Origin of the sequence: Burkholderia aenigmatica (genome assembly GCF_902499175.1) — a bacterium.
Taxonomy (GTDB): Bacteria; Pseudomonadota; Gammaproteobacteria; order Burkholderiales; family Burkholderiaceae; genus Burkholderia; species Burkholderia aenigmatica.
Map to the genome: position 1 here is coordinate 210175 of NZ_CABVQC010000004.1, position 20666 is coordinate 230840.

Consider the following 20666-nt stretch of genomic DNA (forward strand, 5'->3'; position numbering starts at 1 on the left):
GCTCATTTGTCGTTCGACCACATCATCACGCTCTTGGTGCCGTCGTGAGCGAACGTAAAGTCGAGCTCCTCCAGCGCTTTTAATACCGAGAAGATGGCAGGGCCCAGCAACATGGCTTTGGTTCGCGTATGCTTTGCGCCCATCACGGACTTCAACACCACATCGAAGAACCCGGGAACCTTGAGTCGGTTCGCCGTCGCCCGAGCCGCCACTTAGCTGGGAAACCTCATCAGGATGGTGCAATCACTCGTCTCGACTTGATCGGCACTGCGGACTTACCACGACCGTATCAGGATCCAGCGACATCGTACCTATTCAGAAATTTTTGATATGCCGCGGGAGAATTGAGCTGTTTTGCAGAGTCGTTCTCAAGTTGCTCCGCATCGTTGTCATCTGTGATGGTCACGAAAATGATGATCTTTTCCCGATCTGTCCCGGTGCCAAACACTCCACTTGCATCCGCTGTTCGGAGCGCCTCGATCATGGCTGCGTGAGCGTCAGCCTTAAATTTACTGAAATTGCTTCGGTCGGGCGACTCCCGAAGAGCTTTCGAGATTTCCTTGAACCCTACGCCGCGAAAGGCTTCATAGGCCCACTCGGAGCTGGCCCATCGAGAGTACGCATCTGATTCCGGACTGCGATCCTCAGCGTTCTTTAGTACCTCCTCGAGTGCTTGCTCCGAGTTTCCTGCCGCCTGAACGGACATTGCGCTGCTGTCCGTATACAGCGCAAAAGCATAGAAGTCCTCGTCGGGGTGCTCGTTCCTCAGGGCCGAAAATACTGTTGCGGTTGCTTGGGCAATATGTGCGATCAAGTCTTGAGTGTTCATGGTGCGTGTCCGTGAGTTCGTAAGCTCTGTTCACTTATGCCGGGCCTGGCTGGCCAAAGCCCCGATTATCGGGGCGTGAAGATAGAAACGGGGCGATGAACGTCGTCCGCAGCAGCGCATCGACGAACCCGACCGACTCGTCTTGCGCTTTCTCATCTATGGAGCGTTCTCACCGTCTGATAAAAATCGTCATCCAGGGGCCGGATCGGATAGCCTTGCCAATATTGACGTCCAGTACTGGCACCAGCCAAAGTTAAACGAATCGTGATCACCTGCCGCCGCAAAATTTTGCACAATGGCGGCAGCGCGGCCCGTTGCCGCGATTCGCCCCCGGCACCCCGGCCAGCCGGACCGGGGCCGGCCCGAACCGATACCCGACCACGGCACCGACGTGCCGCCGCCCGCCGCCATGGACCAACCGAAACGCATCCTGATCGTCGAGGACGATGCCGACATCGCCGACGTGCTGAGCCTGCACCTGCGCGACGAGCGCTACGAGGTCGTGCACAGCGCGGACGGTGCCGAGGGGCTGCGCCTGCTCGAACAGGGCGGCTGGGATGCGCTGATCCTCGACCTGATGCTGCCGGGCGTCGACGGCCTCGAAATCTGCCGGCGGGCGCGCGCGATGACGCGCTACACACCGATCATCATCACGAGCGCGCGTTCGAGCGAGGTGCACCGGATCCTCGGCCTCGAACTCGGTGCCGACGACTATCTGGCCAAGCCGTTCTCGGTGCTGGAGCTCGTCGCACGTGTGAAGGCGCTGCTGCGGCGCGTCGATGCGCTCGCGCGCGATTCGCGGATCGACGCGGGCACGCTCGACGTCGCGGGGCTGGCGATCGACCCGATCGCGCGCGAGGCGAGCGTGGACGGCGCGCGCATCGACCTCACGCCACGCGAATTCGACCTGCTGTATTTCTTCGCGCGGCACCCGGGCAAGGTGTTCTCGCGGATGGACCTGCTCAATGCCGTGTGGGGCTACCAGCACGAAGGCTACGAACACACGGTCAACACCCATATCAACCGGCTGCGCGCGAAGATCGAGGCCGATCCGGCCGAACCCGTGCGGATCCTCACCGTGTGGGGCCGCGGCTACAAGCTCGCCGCGCCGGGCCAGCGGGACGCATGATGAAGCTCACGCTCACCCAGCGGCTGTCGCTCGTGTTCTCGGTGCTGCTGCTCGCATGCTCGGGCGCGTCCGCGTGGCTGCAGATCCGTGCGAACGACATGCGCGAGCAGGAAGTCGTGCAGGGGCTGTCGCGCGACCTGGCCGCCAATATCGTCGACAGCGTGACCCACAGCGCGCCGTTGATGGACGCGAACGGGCTGCGCCCGGACGCCGTGCGCACGCTGTTCGGGCAGTTGATGGGCGTGAACCCGAGCGTCGAAGTCTATCTGCTCGACAACGCGGGGCGCATCAAGGGCGACGATGCGCCGCCCGGCCACGTGAAGCGCGACCGCGTCGATCTCGCGCCCGTGCAACGCTTCATCGCGGGCGAGCCGTTGCCGATCCTCGGCGACGACCCGCGCAGCCCCGATGCGCGCAAGGTGTTCAGCGCCGCGCCGCTGCAGCGCGCGGGGCAGCCGCCGTCGGGCTACATCTACGTGGTGCTGCTCGGCGAGGCGCACGACCGGCTGGCCGCGCGCGTCGACGCGGGCAACGTGCTGCGCACGACGCTGTGGTCGATGGCGCTGGTCGCGCTGCTCGGCCTGCTCGCGGGCCTCACCGCGTTCAGCTTCATCACGCGCCCGCTGCGCCGGCTGACGGACGCGATGCGCCGCTTCGATGCGAACGGCACGCCCGACACGCAGCCGCCGGTGCCGCGTTCGCGGCCGGGCCGGCGCGGCGACGACATCGTCGTGCTCGAATCCGCGTTCGCGCAGATGGCCGACCGGATCGGCGACCAGTGGCGTGCGCTGACGCACCAGGACCAGCAGCGGCGCGAACTGATCACGAACATCTCGCACGACCTGCGCACGCCGCTGACGTCGCTGCACGGCTACCTGGAGACGCTGTCGCTGAAGGCCGACACGCTCGCCGAGACCGAACGGCGGCGCTACCTGTCGATCGCGCTCGCGCAGAGCGCGAAGGTCGGCCGGCTCGCGCAGGCGCTGTTCGAGCTCGCGCGGCTCGAATCGGGTGGCGTGCAGGCCGAACGCGAGCCGTTCTCGCTCGTCGATCTCGTGCAGGACGTGTTCCAGAAATTCGAACTGACCGCGCAGGCGCGCGGCGTCGCGCTGCATGCGCGGATCCCGCCGCGCGTGCCGCCGGTGTCGGCCGATCTCGGGATGATCGAGCGTGTGCTGACCAATCTGCTCGACAACGCGTTGCGCCACACGCCGCAGCACGGCGAGGTCGAGGTTGTGCTGGAGCCGCGCGGCGACCGCGTGGTCGTGACCGTGGCCGATACCGGGGAGGGGATTCCGGCGGCGCGGCGCGAAGGGCTGTTCCAGCGGCCGCAGCGGCCGATGAGCGGCGGCGCGGTGACGAGCGGCGGGCTCGGGCTGCTGATCGTGCACCGGATGCTGGCGCTCAATGGCAGCAGTATCCGGCTGGTCGACCAGGCCGGGCGGGGTGCGGTGTTCGAGTTCGCGCTGGCGGTGGCGCCCGGGTCTGATGGCGTGCGCTGATGCGCGGCAAAAAAAATTAAACGGGGCGCGAACCGGATGTCCGCGTGCGGCCCTCTTGGCAGGTGAGAGGTTTTCTCTCGACAACCTGAAAGAGGCTCCCGATGTTTTATGTGAAGAATGTTCCCGCGTGGGAACGCGTGGTCCGGATCGTACTGGGTGCGGTCGTTGCCGTGCTGGCGCTGGCGTGGCTCAAGGGCGTCGCCGGCACTGTCGTCGCGGTGGCGGCCGCCGGTATCGTCGTGTCCGGGATGGTCGGCTTCTGTCCGGCGTGCGCGATGGTCGGCCGCCGTCTCGACAAATCGCTCAAATCGAAGGATTGACATGCCGACGGACGAGCAACGGCTGAACGCGATCGAGGCCGCCCGCGCGGGCGACCCGCTCGCGCTCGAACGGCTGCTGCGGCTGTGCCAGCCCGACGCGCGCCGCTATGCGCAGCGCAACTGCTTCATTTCCGACGTCGACGATGCGGTGCAGGAAGCGCTGCTGATCGTGTCGCGCAAGGTGACGTCGGTGCGCACGCTGGCCGCGTTCTCGGGCTGGCTGTTCAGCGTCGTGCGCCGCGAATGCCGGCGGCTCGGCCGCACGGCATTGCACCACGATCCGTACGACGAGGAGAAGGTCGACCGCTGGCTGGCCAGCCGCGACACCGACGCGTTGCGGCGCGAGCTGGTCGACGCGCTGGAGTCGCTGCCGCAGGACTATCGCGACATCCTGCTGATGCGCGATTTCGAGGAGCTGACGATTGCCGAGATCGCGGCGCGCGTCGGGCTGTCGTCGTCGGCCGCGAAAAGCCGCCTGCACCGGGCCCGCACGCTCGCGCGCGAATACCTGCTCGCGTAGCCGGCCGTGCTCGTCGGCCCGGCTCAGCCAGCGGTCGGGCTCACCCGCCGCGCTTGCGCCGCACGTCGCTCGGCGTCATGCCGGTCCAGCGCTTGAACGCATGGCGAAACCCCACGGCGTCGCTGAAGCCGAGTGTCAACGCGATGTCCTCGGTGCTGAGCGTGGTCGTGCTGAGGTAATCGATCGCGAGCGCCTTGCGCACGCTCGCCAGCAACTCGCTGTACGACGTGCCTTCGGCTTCGAGCTTGCGGCGCAGCGTGCGCGATGTGATGCACAGGATCGCCGCGATCGCGTCGATGTCCGGAAACTGCCCGGGCGTGCGCGTGAGTTCCTGGTACACGCGCCGCGTGACGCCGGCCTGGCTGCGCAATTCATCGAGCAGGCTCGCGCAATGCGACGACACCTGCGCGGCGGTAATCGGATTCGCGAGCTGCGGCGCGCGCGTGAGCCACGCGGCCGGGTAGCTGAGCACGTGATGCGGCTGGTCGAAGGCGATCGGGCATTCGAGCGCATCGGCCAGCAGTGCCGCGTGTGCCGGCTGCGGTTGCGCGAACTGCGCACGCGCCGGCACGCACCACGCACCCATCACGTCCTTGATGATCGTCACGTGCAACGCGAACTGCATGTCGATCAGGAAACGGTACAACGGCTCGTCGAGATCGGGCAGCGCGACTTCGTGCCGGTCGGGAAACTGCCACGACGCGGTATCGCCCTGTTCGACCCAGCGGATCGCGAGCATGCCGTTCGCGAGCCGGTGATATTTGACGGCCGATTCGAACGCGTGCGCGAGCGATTCCGAACACAGCATCGCGTAGCCGTACATCCCGTAGCTCGACACGTGCAGCCGATGGCCGACGCGCACGCCGAGGTCGGTGTCGTCGTAGCGGCCGATTGCATTGCGCGCGGCCGTGAGGAACTGCAGCGGCGACGTGAGCGTGAACGGGTCCGCGACGGCGGCCGGCGTGAGGCCGGTACCGTCGAGCACCGCGGCCGGGTCGATGCCGGCTTGCGCCGCCACGTCGAGCAGCACGGCCAGCTTGGCCGGCGTGAAGCGCTGCTCGCGCAACGCGTGGGTCGGCTCGACGTCCGGCAGGCGGGCTGCGCGGGCGGTCGTCGGGTTCAAGAGCGCGCTGCGCGGCATGGGAGAGTCCTGCGTCCGAATCGATATCGTTTACGGCACGCAATTCTGCTCGGGATCGGTCCCATGCGCTACAGGGTTCACCCTGATACGCGTGCCGGCGCCACCCGGCGCGGCGCGCCGCAACCGCGGCGACCCGGCGTCAACCGGCCTGGAACACACCGGCCTGCCAGGCGAACGGCTTCGCGAGCCGGTTCCACGTGTTGATCTGCGCGACGATCAGCGTGAGCGTGACCAGTTCGTCGCGATCGAAGTGCGCGCGCGTCGCGTCGACGAGTGCGTCGCCGATCGCGTGCTCGCTGATCAGCGTCAGCGCTTCCGCCCAGCGCAGCGCGGCCTGCTCCTTCGGGCTGTAGAGATCGGGCGTTTCGTGCCATACGGGCAGCAGGTGGTAGCGCAGCGGATCTTCGCCCGCGTGGATGCCCTCCTTGATGTGGCGGTCGAGGCAGTAGGCGCAGCCATTGAGCTGCGATACGCGTGCGCGTACCAGTTCCACAAGCTTGAAATCGTGGCCGGTGTTGTTCGCATATTCCTCGACGTTGAGCACGACGTCGAGGAGCCGGGCGGGGAGTTGTCCAAACGGGATGCGTTCTGGCATGGCGACTGACCTTTGAAAGAGCGGGACTGGATCGTTGGGTGGACTGGCCGTGTTGCTTGATCAGGTGTTGCACGCTGCCGAGGCCGGCGTAATGTGTGCAGTAATCCTGATTGTCCGGTGGCGGGATCGACCGACGAGACGGGGTGAGGATGCGCGCATGACCCGTTGTGCGGATGGTGTGTATCGGCGGCATCGGCTGCGGCGCGCGGCACGTTCGGCCGTGGCGAACCGGAAGCGAAGCGATCGTATCAGGCGCGGCCGGCGACAGGAATCGCCCGATCCCGTATGGTGTTCATGCAAATGGACCGATAGTAGGGCCGGCTGACGCCGGCCGAAGTGACGGCATCGTGCGATGTTGTCTAGACAAGCGCAGACCCCCGCGTGTCCGTTTCGATCATCTTTTCGGCCACCCGGATCATTTTCAAAGCGCGCCGCGTGGGCGATAGTCGCCGGTCAGGCGATGGTCCGCGCTTCTCCGGCGTGCAGGCCATCGTGCGAACGGCGCGGCCGGCGCGCCGTCCCCCGTGGAGTGAGACATGACGAAGAGACACTGGACCGGGTCGTATGGCTCGATCCCCGCCGAGATCGATCCCGATCGCTTTCCTTCCGTAAGCGCGCTGCTGGACAACGCGATGCGCCGTTTCGCCGATCGCCCGGCGTTCCACTCATATGGCCGCACGCTCACCTATGCCGACGTCGACCGTCTGTCGACCGCGCTGGCCGCTTATCTGCAGCAGATCGTGGGCGTGCGCAAGGGCGATCGCGTCGCCGTGATGCTGCCGAACGTACTCGCGTTCCCGGTCGCGTTCGTCGCCATCGCGAAGATCGGTGCGATCCAGGTCAACGTGAACCCGCTCTACACGGCGCGCGAGCTCGAGCATCAGCTCAACGACGCGGGTGTCGAGGTCGCCGTGGTGTGCGGCGGGTCGATGGGCACGTTCGCCGAGGTGGTCGGGGGCACGCGCGTGCGCACCGTGCTGAGCGTCGGGCGCGGCGATCTCGGCGTCGTCGATGCGCCGGCCGGCGCATGCGACGCGCTGCCGCCCGGCTCGGTCCCGCTCGCGGACGCCATCGCCGCCGGGGAATCGCTCGCGTGCGAACCGGTCGCGCTGAGCGGCGCGGATCTGCTGCTGCTGCAGTACACGGGCGGCACGACCGGCCTGTCGAAGGGCGCCGCGCTGTCGCACCGCAACCTCGTCGCGAACATCGAGCAGTTCGGCGCGATCGTGCCGGCGGCGCGCGAGCCGGGCGAGGAGGTCGTCGTCACGGCGATCCCGCTGTATCACATCTTCGCGCTGACGGTGAACTTCCTGTCCTACTTCGGGATCGGCGCGCAGAACCGGCTGATCGCGAACCCGCGCGACATGGACGGCTTCATCGACGTGCTGAAGGTCGCGCGGCCGACGGTGTTCGTCGGCGTGAACACGCTGTACGCGGGGCTCGCGGGCCATCCGCGCCTGACGGAAGTCGACTGGTCGCGGCTGAAGCTGTCGGCCGGCGGCGGCGCGGCTGTGATCGACGTGATCTCGTCGCGCTGGAAGGCGGTGACGGGCAATTTCATCCGCGAGGGTTACGGGCTGTCGGAAACGTCGCCGGTCGTGTCGTTCAACCCGCAGTCGATCGACTCGTTCACGGGCACCACGGGCCTGCCGCTGCCGTCGACCGACGTGAAGCTGCTCGACGACCAGGACAACGAGGTGGCGATCGGCGGCGCGGGCGAGATCTGCGTGAAGGGGCCGCAGGTGATGGGCGGCTACTGGCAGAAACCGGACGCGAATGCGGCCGCGTTCACGGCCGACGGCTATTTCCGCACCGGCGACGTTGGCGTGTTCGACGAAGCCGGTTTCCTGCGGATCGTCGACCGCAAGAAGGACATGATCATCGTGTCGGGCTTCAACGTGTACCCGAACGAGGTGGAGGCCGTGGCGACCGGCGTGCCGGGCGTCGCCGAATGCGCGTGCATCGGCGTGCCGGACGCGCGCACGGGCGAGGCCGTCAAGCTGTTCGTGGTGCTGGCGCAGGATGCCTACGTGACGGAGGAGCAACTCGTCGCGCATTGCCGCGCGAGCCTCGCGGCCTACAAGGTGCCGAAGCTCATTCGCTTCGTCGACCGGCTGCCGAAGTCGACCGTCGGCAAGATCCTGCGCCGGGAACTCAGCCGCACCGACTGATGGCGTCGGCGCGCCGCGCAGGGCCCGGCGCGCCGAGGGCCCGGAAGGCTCCGCACGGGCCGCTCAAGTACAATGCGAGCGGTTCGATCGACGGGGACGCGATGACTGGTTCAGATTCACTTTCCGCCCAGCCCGAGCCTGCGCCGGGGCGTGCACTGCCGTCGCCGAGCGCGACGGTGCCGATCTCGCTCGTCAACGGCTTCCTCGCAAGCGCGGGCGTGCAGCGCGACGTGGTCGAGCGCTACCTGCGCGGGGCCGGCATCCCGATCGAGCTGCTCGGCGAACCGCATGCGCGCGTGACGGAGGAGCAGTTCTCGACGCTGTACCGTACGCTCGCGATCGACCTCGACGACGAGATGCCCGGCATCTTCTCGCGCCCGCTGCGCGGCGGCACGCTGAAGTACCTGTGCCTGAGCCTGCTCGATGCGCGCAACCTCGAAACGGCGCTGCATCGTTTCGGGCAATTCTTCCATATCCTGCTCGACGATTTCTTCGTCGAATCGAAGCGCGACGGCCTCGTCGCGCAGGCGGTGCTGCGCCCGAACGACGCGATCGGCCCGATCGGCGCGCTCGGCCAGGAACTGATGCTCAAGCTCGTGCACGGCGTGTGCTCCTGGCTGATCGGGCAGAAGATCCCGCTGCTGCAGATCGAGTTCGCGTGCCCGCGGCCGCGCCATGCGGTCGACCACCTGTACTTCTTCACCGGCGCCGTGCAGTTCGACTGCGAGCGCACGCTGATGCGCTTCAGCGCGGACTACCTCGACGCGCCGATCCGGCAGAGCAAGCGCAACCTGCGCAAGTTCCTCGCGCGCGCACCCGGCGACTGGATCTTCGAATCGTTCAGCGAACAGCTCGTGTGCCATCGCGTGCGGCAGTACCTGTCGGAAGCGTTGCCCGACCTGCCCGTGATCGATCACGCGGCCGAGCACCTGCATTGCTCGGTGCGCACGCTGAGCCGCCACCTGGCCGCCGAAGGGACGACGTTCCAGGTGCTCAAGGACGAACTGCGGCGCGACATCGCGATCCAGCGGCTGACCGACACGCCCGACACGATCGCGGCGATCGGCGCCGACATCGGCTTCGACGATCCCAGCGCGTTCCACCGCGCGTTCCGGCACTGGACGGGGAGCACGCCCGGCACTTACCGGCGGCGCGCGTAACGGGTCGCGTCAAGCTTCAAGGTAGCCGGTTCCCATAACCGGATACCTTCGCGCGCTCCCATGGACGGCGCCCATCGGTGACGTGATCGGACTCGTGTGCTCATCGCCGGATTGGGGGCGTGCGCGCGAGTTTGACCAGATCGACGATCGACAGAACCAGTCCGGCCAACATCAATGCGGCGAATACGAGGTAATCCGGCGTTTCGTGAATCACGGCCGCGAGTGCGCTGTCTGTCGCGGGGAACCAGACCGCCTGGACCACGCAATACGCGATGAACCCTGCATCGGCGATCGCCAGCACGAAGGCGGCTGACAGGAGGCCGACGATCCGCGCCACCCGCAGACGGGATCCACGATGTGCGTTCACTGCGTGCTGCGCAGCCGGTAGCCGACGCCGCGCATCACCTCCGGCACCCCGGACGCGCCCGCGCATTCGAGCTTCTTGCGCAGCCGGCTGATATGGCTGTCGACGGTCCGCTCCAGCGCATCGACGTCGGCGAGGCAGGCGTCGATCAGTTCGCCGCGCGTGAATACGCGGTTCGGCGAGCCGGCCAGGTGGGCGAGCAGCCGGAATTCGGTCAGCGTCAGCGAGACGCCGGTTTCTCCGGCGTCCGTGCGGACCGTGGTCAGATAGCTTTGCGTATCGATTTCAAGGTTGCCGACCTTGATGACGCGTCCCGAGGCGGCCGTTTCGAAACGACGCAGGATCGCGCGGATGCGCGCGACCACCTCGGCCGGATTGAACGGCTTCGTGATGTAGTCGTCCGCGCCGAAACGCAGCCCCTGCAGGCGGTCGATTTCGCGGTCGAGCGCCGTGACGATGACGATCGGCGTGTCGATGCGGCGTCGCAGTTCGACCAGGACTTCCCAGCCGTCCTTCTTCGGCATCTTGACGTCGAGCAGGATCAGGTCGGGCTTCAGCACGGGCTGCACGTCGAGCACGGCCTGGCCGTGACCGACGCGATAGGTGCGTAAGCCGTCGTGAGCGAGGTAGGCGTCGAGTATTTCGGCGATCTCCGGATCGTCTTCGGCAATGAGTATGAGCGGGTTCATCGGTATCGCTGGAAGTGAGCGTGACCTGTAGGCAGTCCGGCGGCGCGGCACGTGCGCCGCCGGACTGCACCGTGCTTTCGGCTGTCGCGAACGGATCGGCGACGGCCCGTTGCTCAGTTGCTCGCGACGCTGTTGGCGGGCGGCACGTCGGTGTCGATCAGGCCGCCGCCGAGCGCCTTGTAGAGCGCGACCGCGTTGTCCAGTTCGGCGTTGCGCAGATCCAGCAGCGCCTGGCGCGCGGCATACAGCTGTCGCTGCGAGTCGAGCAGTTCCAGTCTGCCCTCGATGCCGGCGCGATAGCGCAGGTTCACGAGATCGGTACGGCGCTCGGCACTCTTGACCACCTTGGCCTGTGCGTCGATCTGGCGGCTGAAGGTCTCGCGCCCGGCGAGGCCGTCGGCCACTTCGCGGAATGCAGTCTGGATCGAGCGTTCGTACTCGACGACCGCGCTGGACTTGCGCACTTCCGCAAGCGTCAGCTCGGAACGCAGCCGGCCGCCCTGGAAGATCGGCAACGTGACCTGCGGTGCGAAGCTCCACACGCGCTGGCCGCCGTCGAACAGGCTGCCCAGCCCCGGGCTGAGGAAGCCGATCGACGAGGTCAGCGACAGGCGCGGGAAGAACGCCGCGCGCGCGGCGCCGATGTCGGCATTGGCGGCGACGAGGTTCTGCTCGGCCTGCTGGATGTCCGGCCGGCGGTACAGCAATTCCGACGGCAGGCCGGCCGGCAGTTGCGTCATCACCGGCTGGCGCTCCAGCGACAGCGGATCGGGCAGGCTCTTCGGCAGGTCGGTGCCGACCAGCAGCCGCAGCGCGTTGCCCGCCTGCTCGACGGCGCGCGAACGCGCTTCGAGATCGGCGCTGGCGCTCGCGACCTGGCCTTCGGCCTGCGCGATGTCGACGCCGCTCGCCTGGTTCGCTTCCTTGAGCCGGCGCGCGAGATCGAGCGACTGGCGCCAGTCGTTCAGCGTGCGTTCGGACAGCGCGCGCTGTTCCTGCGCGAGGCGCTCGGCGAAATACGCGTTGGCCACGGAGCCGACGAGTGCGATCTGCACCGCGCGGCGGCCATGATCGGTCGCGAGGTAGCGTGCGAACGCCGCATCGGACAGCGACTTCACGCGGCCGAACAGGTCGATCTCGAACGCGCTGACGCCGACGTTCACACCGTACTGGTTCTGCGTGTTCTCGAGCAGCGGCGGATTCGATTGCGAGTCGGCCGCCGTGCGCTGGCGCGTGAAGCTCGCGCCGGCGCCGATCGACGGCAGGCGCGCGGAGCGCTGGATGCCGTACTGCGCTTCGGCGGCCTGCACGTTCAGCGCGGCCAGGCGCAGGTCGCGGTTGTTGTCGAGCGCGAGCTCGATCAGGCGCTGCAGGCGACGGTCGCCGAACATCGTGCGCCAGCCGAGATCGGCCGCGTTCGCGTGCTGGTCGGCCGCGGCAGCGGTCGTATAGGCGGTCGGCACCGGCATCTCGGGCCTGACCAGCTTCGGCGCCATCGAGCACGCCGACAGCGAGAGCGCGGCGGAGACGGCTGCGGTAAGAATGAGCAATCGCATGACGTCAACCTTGTTGTTCGTGCTTCACGGCCGCGGGCTTCTTGCGGGATGCCTGCCAGGCCGCGATGCGTTCCTGGATGCTCATCACGAACACGAAGAACACCGGAACGAAGAAGATGGCCAGCACGGTAGCGGTCACCATGCCGCCGAACACGCCGGTGCCGATCGCGTGCTGCGTCTCGGCGCTCGCGCCGGTCGCGATCATCAGCGGCACGACGCCGAGGCCGAACGCGAGCGAGGTCATCAGGATCGGGCGCAGGCGCAGCTTCGATGCCTGTACGGCCGCTTCGATCAGCCCCTTGCCTTCCGCGCGCAACTGCTTCGCGAACTCGACGATCAGGATCGCGTTCTTCGCGGAAAGGCCGATCACGGTGATCATCCCGACCTTGAAGAACACGTCGTTCGGCAACCCGCGCAGCAGGACCGCACCGATCGCGCCGATCAGGCCGAGCGGCACCACCAGCATCACCGACAGCGGGATCGACCAGCTTTCGTACAGCGCGGCGAGCACCAGGAACACGACGATCATCGACAGCACCATCAGCATCGGCGCCTGCGACGCCGACTGGCGTTCCTGCAGCGACTGGCCGGTCCACTCGACCGCGAAGCCCGGCGGCAGTTGCGCGGCAAGCCGTTCCATCTCGGCCATCGCGGCGCCGCTCGACTGGCCGGGGGCGGCCGTGCCGGAGAGACGCGCGGACGGATAGCCCTTGAAGCGCACCATCTGCAGCGGCGTCTCGGTCCACACCGGGCGAACCACTTCCGACAGCGGCACCATGCCGCCGGCCGCGTTGCGCACGTACAGCTTCATCACGTTGTCGATCTGCATGCGCGCGGGTGCGTCAGCCTGGATGATCACCTGCTGCATGCGACCCGCGTTCGGGAAGTCGTTCACGTAGGTCGAACCCATCGCGGTCGACAGCGTGTCGCTGAGCGTCGTGAACGACACGCCGAGCGCCTGCGCCTTCGCGCGGTCGATCTCGAGACGGATGCTCGTGCCGGCAGGGAGACTGTCCGGGTACACGCCGGTCACGACCTTGCTTTGCGCGGCGAGTTCGAGCAGCTTGACTTCCGCTGCCTTGAGCGCCGCCGTGCCCTGGTTGGCACGGTCTTCCAGACGCATCGAGAAGCCCGAGCTGTTGCCGAGTTCGTCGATGGCCGGCGGCAGCAGGCTCATCACGGTGCCTTCGGTCACGCCGGCCATCGCCTGCTGGGCCAGCATGCCTTCCTCGAGGGTCGACGAGTCGCCGCGGTCCTTCCAGTCCTTCATCACGGACCAGTTGATCGCCGCGTTCGGGCCCTGCCCCGAGAAGCCGTAGCCGATCACGGAAATGCTCGACCGGATTGCCGGACGCGCAGCAAGATGCTTCTCCAGCGTCTTGACCACGTCATGCGTACGCTCGGCGGTAGCGTCTGCGGGCAGCAGAAAGCTGGTGATGAAGTAGCCCTGGTCCTCGTCCGGCAGGAACGACGACGGCAGGCCGCGGAAGCCGAACACCAGCGCGCCCGAAATCGCCACGAACACCAGCATCACGCGACCCGTGCGGCCGACCAGGCGTCCGACGCGGGTTTCGTACCATGTCGTCAGGCGATCGAAGCGGCGGTTGAACCAGCCGAAGAAGCCGCGCTTCTCGTGGTGGCCCGGTTCGACCGGCTTGAGCATCGTCGCGCACAGGGCTGGCGTGAGCGTCAGCGCGAGCAGCGCCGAGAACAGGATCGACACCGCCATCGACATCGTGAACTGCTTGTAGATCACGCCGACCGAGCCGCTTGCCATTGCCATCGGCAGGAACACCGCGGTCAGCACCAGCGTGACGCCGATGATCGCGCCGGTGATCTCCTTCATCGCCTTCGACGTCGCGTCCTTCGGCGACAGGCCTTCCTCGGCCATCAGGCGTTCGACGTTCTCGACGACCACGATCGCATCGTCGACGATGATGCCGATCGCGAGCACCATGCCGAACATCGTCAGCACGTTGATCGAGAAGCCGGCCATCAGCATCACCGCGAACGTGCCGAGCATCGCGACCGGCGCGACGATGGCCGGGATCAGCGTGTAGCGCACGTTCTGCAGGAACAGGTACATCACGAGGAACACGAGCACCATCGCTTCGAGCAGCGTGTGCAGCACCTTCTCGATCGAGATCTTCACGAACGGCGACGTGTCGAGCGGGATCGAGTAGGTCATCCCCGACGGCATCGACTTGCTCAGTTCGGCCATACGCGCGCGGATCGCATCCGCGGTCTTCACCGCGTTGGCGCCCGGCGCGAGCTGCACGCCGGCGAGGGTGGCAGGCTTGTTGTTTTCGCGGCTCACGAACGTGTAGTTTTGCGAACCGAGTTCGACGCGCGCGACGTCGCCGAGCACGACCTTCGAACCGTCCGCGTTCGCGCGCAGCACGACCTTCGCGAACTCTTCCGGCGTCGTGAGCTGGCCCTGTACCGTGAGCGGCACGGTCACGCGCTGGCCATTCAGTGCGGGCAGCGCACCGAGGCTGCCCGGCGCGATCTGCACGTTCTGCTGGCCGATCGCGGTCGTCAGGTCGCTCGTCGACAGGCCGTAATTGATCAGCTTTTGCGGATCGACCCAGATGCGCATCGCGCGTTCGGAGCCGAACTGCAGCACGCGCCCGACGCCGTCGACTCGCCGCAGTTCCTCGGACACGCTGCGCGCCATGTAGTCGGCGAGTGCGCCTTCGTCGAAGCGGCCGTTGTCGGAGCGCAGGCCGATCAGCATCAGGAAGCCGGACGACGCGGACTCGACGATCAGCCCGTTCTGGCGCACGGCTGCCGGCAGGCGCGGTTCGACCGACTTGATCTTGTTCTGCACGTCGACCTGCGCCATCTCCGGATTGGTACCGGGCTTGAACGTCACGGTGATCTGCGCGGAGCCGGACGTATCGGCCGACGATTCGAAGTACAGCAGGTTCTTGACGCCGGACAGTTCGCGCTCGATGAGGCTCAGCACGCCGTCGTTCATCGTCTGCGGCGTGGCACCCGGGTAGTTCGCGGTGATCGTGACGGACGGCGGCGCGACCGACGGGTAGCGCGCGACCGGCAGTTGCGGGATCGCGATCAGCCCCGCGAGGATGATGAAGAGCGCGATCACCCACGCAAACACCGGGCGGCGGATAAAGAATTCAGCCATGACTGGAGGCTCCTCGTGGCTCAGTGCGCGGACGCGGTGGCAGCCGCGTCAGGCGACTTCCAGTCGGTGGCGGCGGCCGGTGCGCCGTCGATCAGGCGTTCCATCCCTTCGACGACGACTTTCTGGCCGGCCTGCAGGCCCGACTTGATGCGATAGCTGCGGTTCGTCAGTTCGCCTACTTCGACGGCCTTCAGATGCGCGGTGCCCTTCGCGTCGAGCACCCACAGCTGCGGCTTGCCGCCGGCGCGCACGACGGCCTGTTGCGGCACCGTCACCGCGTTCGCGTAGTGCGCGCGCGGAATGCGGGCACGCACATACATGCCGGGCAGAAGCTGGCGCTTCGGGTTGTCGACCAGTACGCGCAGCAGCACGTCGCCGGTGCCCGGATCGACGTTGACGCCCGAGAACAGCATGCGGCCGCGCGCGTCGTAGCGCGTATCGTCGTCGCGCAGCACGTCGATCGGCAGCCCGTTGCCTGAAGCGTCAGGCTGGGCCGCGAGCGCGCCGCGCAGTGATTCGAGCGACGCGGCCGGCTGGCGCACGTCCACGTAGACCTGGTCGATCTGCTGGATGCGCGCCATCGGCTGGCTGTCGCTGCTCGACACCAGTGCGCCTTCGGTCACGAGAGCCTGGTCGATCCGGCCCGTGATCGGCGCCTCGACGGTCGCGAACTTCAGGTCGAGCTGGCGGCGCGCGAGCGTCGCGCGGGCCTGTGCGACGTCGGCGGCGGCCTGGTCGCGCTGCGACACGGCGTCGTCGTACACTTGGCGGCTGATCGCATCGGCCTCGACGAGCGGCTTGAAGCGCGCCGTCTGTACCTTCGCGCGTTCGAGCGCGGCCTGCGCGCGCTGCAGCGACGCGGCGGCCGTATCCATTTCGGCCTTGAACGGCGCCGGATTGATCTGGAACAGCGACTGGCCTGCACGGACTTCGGTGCCTTGCTCGAACAGCCGGCGCTGCACGATGCCGCTGACCTGCGGCCGGATCTCGGCGATCCGCACGGCCGCGACGCGGCCCGGCAGGTCTTCGCTCACGTCGAGGGGCGAAGCGGCAACGGTCATCGCAGCGACCGGCGTGGGCGGTACGGCGGCCTGCTGTTCGGAAGGCCCGCAGCCCGCCAGCATCGCCGCCACCAGCGCGCCGGCGGCGCCGTAGCAGGTTCGTTTCTGATTCTTCATGTGGACTCCATGGGACGCAGGCACCCGACGGCCCGCATTTTCGGATCGCAGTGTGCGTGCGCCCGATGGAGGTTTTTGTGCGGAAAGATGGAGGTTTGATGGAGAGGAAAGATAGGCGGGAGCGGGCGTGCCGGGCCGCCACCCTGCATCGAGGTTGACCGTTCCCATAACAGGCAACCTTTGTGTACTCCCATGAACGGCTCCCATCGGCGATGCCGACGGCGGTCGTAGCGCAAGCATGCGACGCGAGGGTTTCGGCGCTGGCCTATCCGGCTTCGCCAATGACCGCTGCCCCGCGCACCTTCTCCGCCCGCAGTTGCCGATCGCGATCGGCCAGCCATTCATTCCGCTCGCCGCGCCAGCCGACCGCGTGGATCCGATCCATCTGGCGAGCGGCAACGGTTGCCGCGCAGGCCAGGCCGGAGAGCGGGAGATCGAGCAGGCGCCAGTTGCCCGCATGCGGCGTATCGACTTCGCGGAACGACCCCGCGAGCGGCGCCAGCGACGCGAGCGTGGCGCCGTGTCCGCGCCCGCACGCATTCGAGATGCTGTCCAGCCGAAGCTGGTCGCGCGATACCGGATCGGCGAGCGTGCTGGTCTGCGCGATGCCCAGTCCGATCGGGCCACGCGCGATCGCGATGACGATCCAGATCCCGGCATGGCCGACCACGACATCGAGCCCGTCCAGCCGGTCGCAGCCCGCGATCGCGATATGGTCGGCATCGCGGTCGATCAGCGTCAGTTCGTCGGCCGCGCGGCCGGCCAGTGTCCCCAGGATCGCACGCAGCGCCGATCGGCCGATTGCAAAGCGGCGGGCATGCGCGCGATTGGGATGCGTCCTGACCCGCCGCAGTTCCGTCTTCGACAGGCTGAGATGACCTTGCTCGCTGGTGACGAGCTGCCATTCGCCGCGCAGTCGCCACAACAGGATCTCGCCTGCATCGGGGGGCCGCGACGGACATGACGCAAGCGTGTGCGAGCCCGCGATCGTCAGGGCGGGATAGCGCATGCCGGCCCTCGCGCCGGTGGCGAATTCAGCGCGGCGTAGCGCGCCGGCCCCGTCATGCCTGTTGTCCGGCCTGCTGTGCGTCGTTCCCTGAATGCTGCCGCGTGAGCCGCGCGGCGAGCGACAGGGCCTGTCCGAACGACGCCACCGCATGATGCGGAATCCCGAATGCCTTGACGGCGGTTTCGCCCTGCGCGGCCACTTCGGCGCGCCGGTCGGGATCCGGTTCGACGCTGACGAGCGCCTTGCAGACGGCACCCAGCGCGTCCTTGTTCTGCTTGAGCCAGATCGCGCGATGCTTGCGGTCGTCGTGGCTCTCGTCGGTATCGAGCTCGATGTAGACGATGACGAATGGCTCGCCGTGGCGCATCAGCGCGTCGATCTCGCGTTCCCAGCGGGGCGCGTAGCCCGGTGTCGCGTGTTCGGCGCAAAACACGCAGACCGGAAAGAGATGGATGTCGTGCAGCGTGAAATCATTCGGATCGAGAGCGGGCATCGAGGTTTCTCCGGGGGATGAGCGACGCCGAAGCGCCGGGGCGGTCGTGCTGCGGCGATCAAGGTGCGTTCGCCGGCGTTGCGCTGGCCTGCGCGACCGGCGGCGCGTCGCGCCAGCCGACGCCGAGCGACTTGTAGAGCGCGATCGCGCCTTGCACCTGCGCGAGCCGGCTGAGCGCGAGCGCATCGCGTGCGCGGTAGGTTGCGCGCTGCGCGGTGAGCACCGACAGGTATTCGCCGAGACCGTTGCGGTACAGCCGCGTCGCACGCGATTGCGCATCCTGGCTGCTGTCGACGGCTGCCGCGAGCATGGCCTGCCGGTCGCGTGCGGCGCCGATCACAACGAGTGCGTCCTCGACATCGCGAAACGCGCTGCGGATCCGCTGCTCGTACGCGAGCCGTGCGGCCTCGGCCGCCGCGCGCGCGGCGTCGACGCCGGCTTTTGCGCGGCCGCCGTCGTATAGCGTCTGCGTGCCGTCGAGCGCGACCGACCAGGCGACGCTCGCACCCGTGAACAGGTCCTGCACGAGGCTCGCCGTCGTGCCGAGGCTCAGCGGAATCGCGAAATGCGGAAACTGTTCGGCGCGCGCGACGCCGATCTGCGCGGTCGCGGCGGCAAGCCGCCGTTCGGCGGCGCGAATGTCGGGGCGTTCGCGGATCACGTCCGACGGCAGCGTGACGGGCAGCGCGGGCGCGACCGGCAGCGTCGCGCCGGGCGCGCTCAGCGCGTCGCGCAGCGTTTCCGGAAAACCGCCGACGAGCACGCCGATCGCGTGTGCGAGCTGCGCGACGTCCCGTTGCAGCGGCGGCAGGGTCGCCTGCGCGAGCTGCAGCTCGGCACGCGCCTGGGCGACCGCGAACGACGTGCCGAGGCCGCGCCGGTTCGACTGCTCGGTCAGCCGCCGCGTGGCGTCGAGGCTCGCGACGTTGTCCATCGCGATCCGCAGCCGCTCCTGGGTCGCCCGCAGCGCTGCGTAATCCGACGCGAGCTCGGCCAGCAGGCTCACGAGGATCGCGTGGCGATCGTCGTCGAGCGCATCGATCTGCGCATCGGCCGATTCGACCGCGCGTCGCGTGCCGCCGAACAGGTCGAGCTCCCACGACGCGTCGAAGCCGAGCCGGTAGGTGCGCGACTGGCCGATGCCGGGGGAGCCGTCGAGCGCCCGCGACGAGCGCAGCGCATCGGCGTTACCGCCCGCGGTGACGGTCGGGCCGAGGCGACTCGCGATCTGGTCGCGCTCGGCGCGCGCCTGCAGCAGCCGCTGGCGTGCGATCGCGAGATCCTGGTTGTGCGCGATCGCCTGATCCACCAGCGCATCGAGCTGCGCATCGCCGAACGCGCGCCACCAGTCCTGCAACTGCGCGGGATCGGCCGGCACCGTGTCGCGCGGCGCGATCCAGCCGGGCGGATGCGCGGGCTGCGGCGCCACGTAATCGGGGCCGACCGTCGTGCACGCGGCCAGCGCGCACGTGCAGGCGGTGGCGAAGGCGCGCACGTAGCGCGTCGCGTGTAAAGGCGGGAACGGATATCGCATCGTCGCCTCCTTCACATCCATGCGTGCAGCCACGACGCGAGCCGGCCGCGCGGCGTGCGCTCGCGTCCGCGTTCGCCGACTTCGACGCTGCAGGTCATGCCTGCCGCCAGCAGGACGCCGGCCGGCACCCGGTCGATTTCGATGCGCACCGGAATGCGCTGCGCGAGCCGAACCCAGCTGAAGGTCGGGTTGACGGCCGGCAGGCCGAGCTCGTCGAGCGTGCCGTTCTCGTCCGCGATGCCGCGGCCGATGCTCGTCACGTGCCCGCTCAACAGCGGATCGAAGCCCATCAGCCGGATCGTCGCGGGTGCGTCCGTCGCGATGCGGCGCAGCTTGGTTTCCTCGAAATAGCCGGTGATCCAGAAGCTGTGCGCGTCGAGCACCGAGATGCCGGGCTTGCCTTCGACTGCGTAGTCGCCGTGACGCAGGCGCAGTTGCGTCACGTAGCCGTCGACCGGCGAGCGCAGCGTCGTGCGTTCGAGGTCGAGCTTCGCGACGTCGAGCGCGGCCAGCGCCTTGCGGTGCTCGGCCTGCGCGATCGCCACCGCGCGGCCCGAGCGCTGGATGTCCTCGCGCGGCACGAGATCGTCGAGGCCGGTTCGCCGCTGTGCTTCGTCGCGCTTCTGGCGCATCGTCTCGGCGGTCGCGGCGACCTGCGCTTCCGCCTGCTCCACCGCCAGCGCGAAGCGCTGCGGATCGATCCGGTACAGCACGTCGCCTTTCGCGACGCGCTGGTTGTCGATCACCGCGACTTCGACGACGGTGCCCGACACTTCGGGCGCGATCCGCACGACGTGCGCGCTCACGCGCGCGTCGCGCGTCCACGGCGCGAGGACGTACGCATGCCAGAGTGCGGCGACCAGCACGATCGCGACGGCCACCGTGGCGAGTGTCAGCAGGGAGCGGGTGAGGGGTTTGAGCGACATGACGCGATACGTTCCGACGAAGGCTAGAAGTAGAGGATCAGCGTGGCGACCAGCACGAGCGAAATCGCGAACTCGAACAACGCTGGATGCCACACGCGGCGCAGCACGCCGAGCCGGGCGAGCAGCGCGCGCACGGCCATGTAGAGCGGCACGGTCGCGCACGCATAGACGAAGAACGGCGGCAGGTAGATGCCGGCCAGCGGGAATTCACTGAGCATCGCGGGCGCGCTCCGGAACGGTGGTGAAATAGGCGGCGTACGTGTGCAGCAGCACGTAGACGTCGGCGAACGCGGCCATCAGCCACTTCAGTTCGGTATTGCCCGGCTGCGAGGCGGCGAGGCCGGCGAGGGCGTGCGCGGCGCGCCGTGCATGCCGGGCCGCGCGCTTCGGGGCGGCCGCGTG

At 67.9% G+C, this 20666-nt stretch carries 21 protein-coding genes; 6 read left to right on the forward strand and 15 right to left on the reverse strand.

What is annotated here, in order from left to right; translation table 11 throughout:
- Window positions 1-2: 2 nt before the first annotated feature.
- Window positions 3-143: a hypothetical protein gene (locus BDO18943_RS43050; RefSeq protein WP_175021491.1), complete on the reverse strand. Its 141-nt coding sequence runs from the start codon at window positions 141-143 to the stop codon at window positions 3-5.
- Between the two features lie 146 nt (window positions 144-289).
- The gene (locus BDO18943_RS04990; RefSeq protein ID WP_175021492.1) at window positions 290-829 is read right to left on the reverse strand and encodes a DUF4303 domain-containing protein; all 540 of its coding nucleotides are present in this window, start codon (window positions 827-829) and stop codon (window positions 290-292) included.
- Window positions 830-1238: 409 nt separating this feature from the next.
- On the opposite strand from BDO18943_RS04990, the gene BDO18943_RS04995 reads away from it, so the two are divergent.
- The 4 genes from BDO18943_RS04995 to BDO18943_RS05010 all read left to right on the forward strand — a co-directional run bounded on the left by BDO18943_RS04995 (window position 1239) and on the right by BDO18943_RS05010 (window position 4300).
- Complete coding sequence (locus BDO18943_RS04995; RefSeq protein ID WP_039353478.1) at window positions 1239-1958, forward strand: response regulator transcription factor; 720 nt, start codon at window positions 1239-1241, stop codon at window positions 1956-1958.
- Complete coding sequence (locus BDO18943_RS05000) at window positions 1958-3460, forward strand: sensor histidine kinase (RefSeq protein ID WP_175021493.1); 1503 nt, start codon at window positions 1958-1960, stop codon at window positions 3458-3460. Before BDO18943_RS04995 ends, BDO18943_RS05000 begins: the two co-directional genes overlap by 1 nt.
- A 101-nt stretch (window positions 3461-3561) precedes the next feature.
- Window positions 3562-3780, forward strand: a complete 219-nt coding sequence (locus BDO18943_RS05005; protein WP_175021494.1) for a YgaP family membrane protein — start codon at window positions 3562-3564, stop codon at window positions 3778-3780.
- A 1-nt stretch (window position 3781) separates the two neighbouring features.
- Window positions 3782-4300, forward strand: coding sequence for an RNA polymerase sigma factor (locus tag BDO18943_RS05010; RefSeq protein WP_175021495.1), 519 nt, complete (start codon window positions 3782-3784; stop codon window positions 4298-4300).
- Window positions 4301-4340: 40 nt separating this feature from the next.
- Here the strand turns inward: BDO18943_RS05010 and BDO18943_RS05015 are convergent, their stop codons facing one another.
- Complete coding sequence (locus BDO18943_RS05015) at window positions 4341-5441, reverse strand: AraC family transcriptional regulator (protein WP_175021496.1); 1101 nt, start codon at window positions 5439-5441, stop codon at window positions 4341-4343.
- A 139-nt stretch (window positions 5442-5580) separates the two neighbouring features.
- Window positions 5581-6036, reverse strand: a complete 456-nt coding sequence (locus BDO18943_RS05020) for a carboxymuconolactone decarboxylase family protein (protein ID WP_175021497.1) — start codon at window positions 6034-6036, stop codon at window positions 5581-5583.
- A gap of 536 nt (window positions 6037-6572) precedes the next feature.
- On the opposite strand from BDO18943_RS05020, the gene BDO18943_RS05025 reads away from it, so the two are divergent.
- Window positions 6573-8207: an AMP-binding protein gene (locus BDO18943_RS05025; protein ID WP_175021498.1), complete on the forward strand. Its 1635-nt coding sequence runs from the start codon at window positions 6573-6575 to the stop codon at window positions 8205-8207.
- Window positions 8207-9367, forward strand: coding sequence for an AraC family transcriptional regulator (locus tag BDO18943_RS05030; protein ID WP_043185763.1), 1161 nt, complete (start codon window positions 8207-8209; stop codon window positions 9365-9367). The genes BDO18943_RS05025 and BDO18943_RS05030 overlap by 1 nt, the downstream gene beginning before the upstream one ends.
- Window positions 9368-9467: 100 nt before the next feature.
- Here BDO18943_RS05030 and BDO18943_RS05035 read toward each other — a convergent pair whose 3' ends face one another.
- From BDO18943_RS05035 to BDO18943_RS05085, 11 genes are all read right to left on the reverse strand, one after another.
- Window positions 9468-9734 (reverse strand): hypothetical protein, encoded by a 267-nt coding sequence (locus tag BDO18943_RS05035; RefSeq protein WP_175021499.1) that lies wholly within the window; start codon window positions 9732-9734, stop codon window positions 9468-9470.
- Window positions 9731-10420, reverse strand: coding sequence for a response regulator (locus BDO18943_RS05040; RefSeq protein ID WP_175021500.1), 690 nt, complete (start codon window positions 10418-10420; stop codon window positions 9731-9733). Before BDO18943_RS05040 ends, BDO18943_RS05035 begins: the two co-directional genes overlap by 4 nt.
- 113 nt (window positions 10421-10533) lie before the next feature.
- A complete protein-coding gene (locus BDO18943_RS05045; RefSeq protein ID WP_175021501.1) occupies window positions 10534-11976 on the reverse strand; it encodes an efflux transporter outer membrane subunit in 1443 nt (480 codons plus the stop codon).
- A gap of 4 nt (window positions 11977-11980) precedes the next feature.
- Complete coding sequence (locus BDO18943_RS05050) at window positions 11981-15124, reverse strand: efflux RND transporter permease subunit (protein WP_175021502.1); 3144 nt, start codon at window positions 15122-15124, stop codon at window positions 11981-11983.
- A gap of 20 nt (window positions 15125-15144) precedes the next feature.
- Window positions 15145-16302, reverse strand: a complete 1158-nt coding sequence (locus tag BDO18943_RS05055; RefSeq protein ID WP_175021503.1) for an efflux RND transporter periplasmic adaptor subunit — start codon at window positions 16300-16302, stop codon at window positions 15145-15147.
- 265 nt (window positions 16303-16567) lie between these two features.
- Window positions 16568-17311, reverse strand: coding sequence for a 4'-phosphopantetheinyl transferase family protein (locus BDO18943_RS05060; protein ID WP_210771943.1), 744 nt, complete (start codon window positions 17309-17311; stop codon window positions 16568-16570).
- 52 nt (window positions 17312-17363) lie between these two features.
- Complete coding sequence (locus BDO18943_RS05065) at window positions 17364-17804, reverse strand: hypothetical protein (RefSeq protein WP_175021505.1); 441 nt, start codon at window positions 17802-17804, stop codon at window positions 17364-17366.
- Between the two features lie 58 nt (window positions 17805-17862).
- A complete protein-coding gene (locus BDO18943_RS05070; RefSeq protein ID WP_175021506.1) occupies window positions 17863-19338 on the reverse strand; it encodes an efflux transporter outer membrane subunit in 1476 nt (491 codons plus the stop codon).
- An 11-nt stretch (window positions 19339-19349) separates the two neighbouring features.
- Window positions 19350-20264 (reverse strand): biotin/lipoyl-binding protein, encoded by a 915-nt coding sequence (locus BDO18943_RS05075; RefSeq protein WP_043185806.1) that lies wholly within the window; start codon window positions 20262-20264, stop codon window positions 19350-19352.
- A 23-nt stretch (window positions 20265-20287) separates the two neighbouring features.
- A complete protein-coding gene (locus BDO18943_RS05080) occupies window positions 20288-20482 on the reverse strand; it encodes a DUF1656 domain-containing protein (protein WP_089429479.1) in 195 nt (64 codons plus the stop codon).
- Window positions 20472-20666 (reverse strand): hypothetical protein (locus BDO18943_RS05085; RefSeq protein WP_175021507.1); only part of this gene is annotated, 195 nt, incomplete at its 5' end. The genes BDO18943_RS05080 and BDO18943_RS05085, both read right to left, overlap by 11 nt.

Excerpts from the sequence above, each read along its gene's own strand:
- BDO18943_RS43050 (WP_175021491.1), bottom strand. The coding sequence starts at position 143 with ATGGGCGCAAAGCATACGCGAACCAAAGCCATGTTGCTGGGCCCTGCC.
- BDO18943_RS04990 (WP_175021492.1), bottom strand. The coding sequence starts at position 829 with ATGAACACTCAAGACTTGATCGCACATATTGCCCAAGCAACCGCAACA.
- BDO18943_RS04995 (WP_039353478.1), top strand. The coding sequence starts at position 1,239 with ATGGACCAACCGAAACGCATCCTGATCGTCGAGGACGATGCCGACATC.
- BDO18943_RS05000 (WP_175021493.1), top strand. The coding sequence starts at position 1,958 with ATGAAGCTCACGCTCACCCAGCGGCTGTCGCTCGTGTTCTCGGTGCTG.
- BDO18943_RS05005 (WP_175021494.1), top strand. The coding sequence starts at position 3,562 with ATGTTTTATGTGAAGAATGTTCCCGCGTGGGAACGCGTGGTCCGGATC.
- BDO18943_RS05010 (WP_175021495.1), top strand. The coding sequence starts at position 3,782 with ATGCCGACGGACGAGCAACGGCTGAACGCGATCGAGGCCGCCCGCGCG.
- BDO18943_RS05015 (WP_175021496.1), bottom strand. The coding sequence starts at position 5,441 with ATGCCGCGCAGCGCGCTCTTGAACCCGACGACCGCCCGCGCAGCCCGC.
- BDO18943_RS05020 (WP_175021497.1), bottom strand. The coding sequence starts at position 6,036 with ATGCCAGAACGCATCCCGTTTGGACAACTCCCCGCCCGGCTCCTCGAC.
- BDO18943_RS05025 (WP_175021498.1), top strand. The coding sequence starts at position 6,573 with ATGACGAAGAGACACTGGACCGGGTCGTATGGCTCGATCCCCGCCGAG.
- BDO18943_RS05030 (WP_043185763.1), top strand. The coding sequence starts at position 8,207 with ATGGCGTCGGCGCGCCGCGCAGGGCCCGGCGCGCCGAGGGCCCGGAAG.
- BDO18943_RS05040 (WP_175021500.1), bottom strand. The coding sequence starts at position 10,420 with ATGAACCCGCTCATACTCATTGCCGAAGACGATCCGGAGATCGCCGAA.
- BDO18943_RS05045 (WP_175021501.1), bottom strand. The coding sequence starts at position 11,976 with ATGCGATTGCTCATTCTTACCGCAGCCGTCTCCGCCGCGCTCTCGCTG.
- BDO18943_RS05050 (WP_175021502.1), bottom strand. The coding sequence starts at position 15,124 with ATGGCTGAATTCTTTATCCGCCGCCCGGTGTTTGCGTGGGTGATCGCG.
- BDO18943_RS05055 (WP_175021503.1), bottom strand. The coding sequence starts at position 16,302 with ATGAAGAATCAGAAACGAACCTGCTACGGCGCCGCCGGCGCGCTGGTG.
- BDO18943_RS05060 (WP_210771943.1), bottom strand. The coding sequence starts at position 17,311 with ATGCGCTATCCCGCCCTGACGATCGCGGGCTCGCACACGCTTGCGTCA.
- BDO18943_RS05065 (WP_175021505.1), bottom strand. The coding sequence starts at position 17,804 with ATGCCCGCTCTCGATCCGAATGATTTCACGCTGCACGACATCCATCTC.
- BDO18943_RS05070 (WP_175021506.1), bottom strand. The coding sequence starts at position 19,338 with ATGCGATATCCGTTCCCGCCTTTACACGCGACGCGCTACGTGCGCGCC.
- BDO18943_RS05075 (WP_043185806.1), bottom strand. The coding sequence starts at position 20,264 with ATGTCGCTCAAACCCCTCACCCGCTCCCTGCTGACACTCGCCACGGTG.
- BDO18943_RS05080 (WP_089429479.1), bottom strand. The coding sequence starts at position 20,482 with ATGCTCAGTGAATTCCCGCTGGCCGGCATCTACCTGCCGCCGTTCTTC.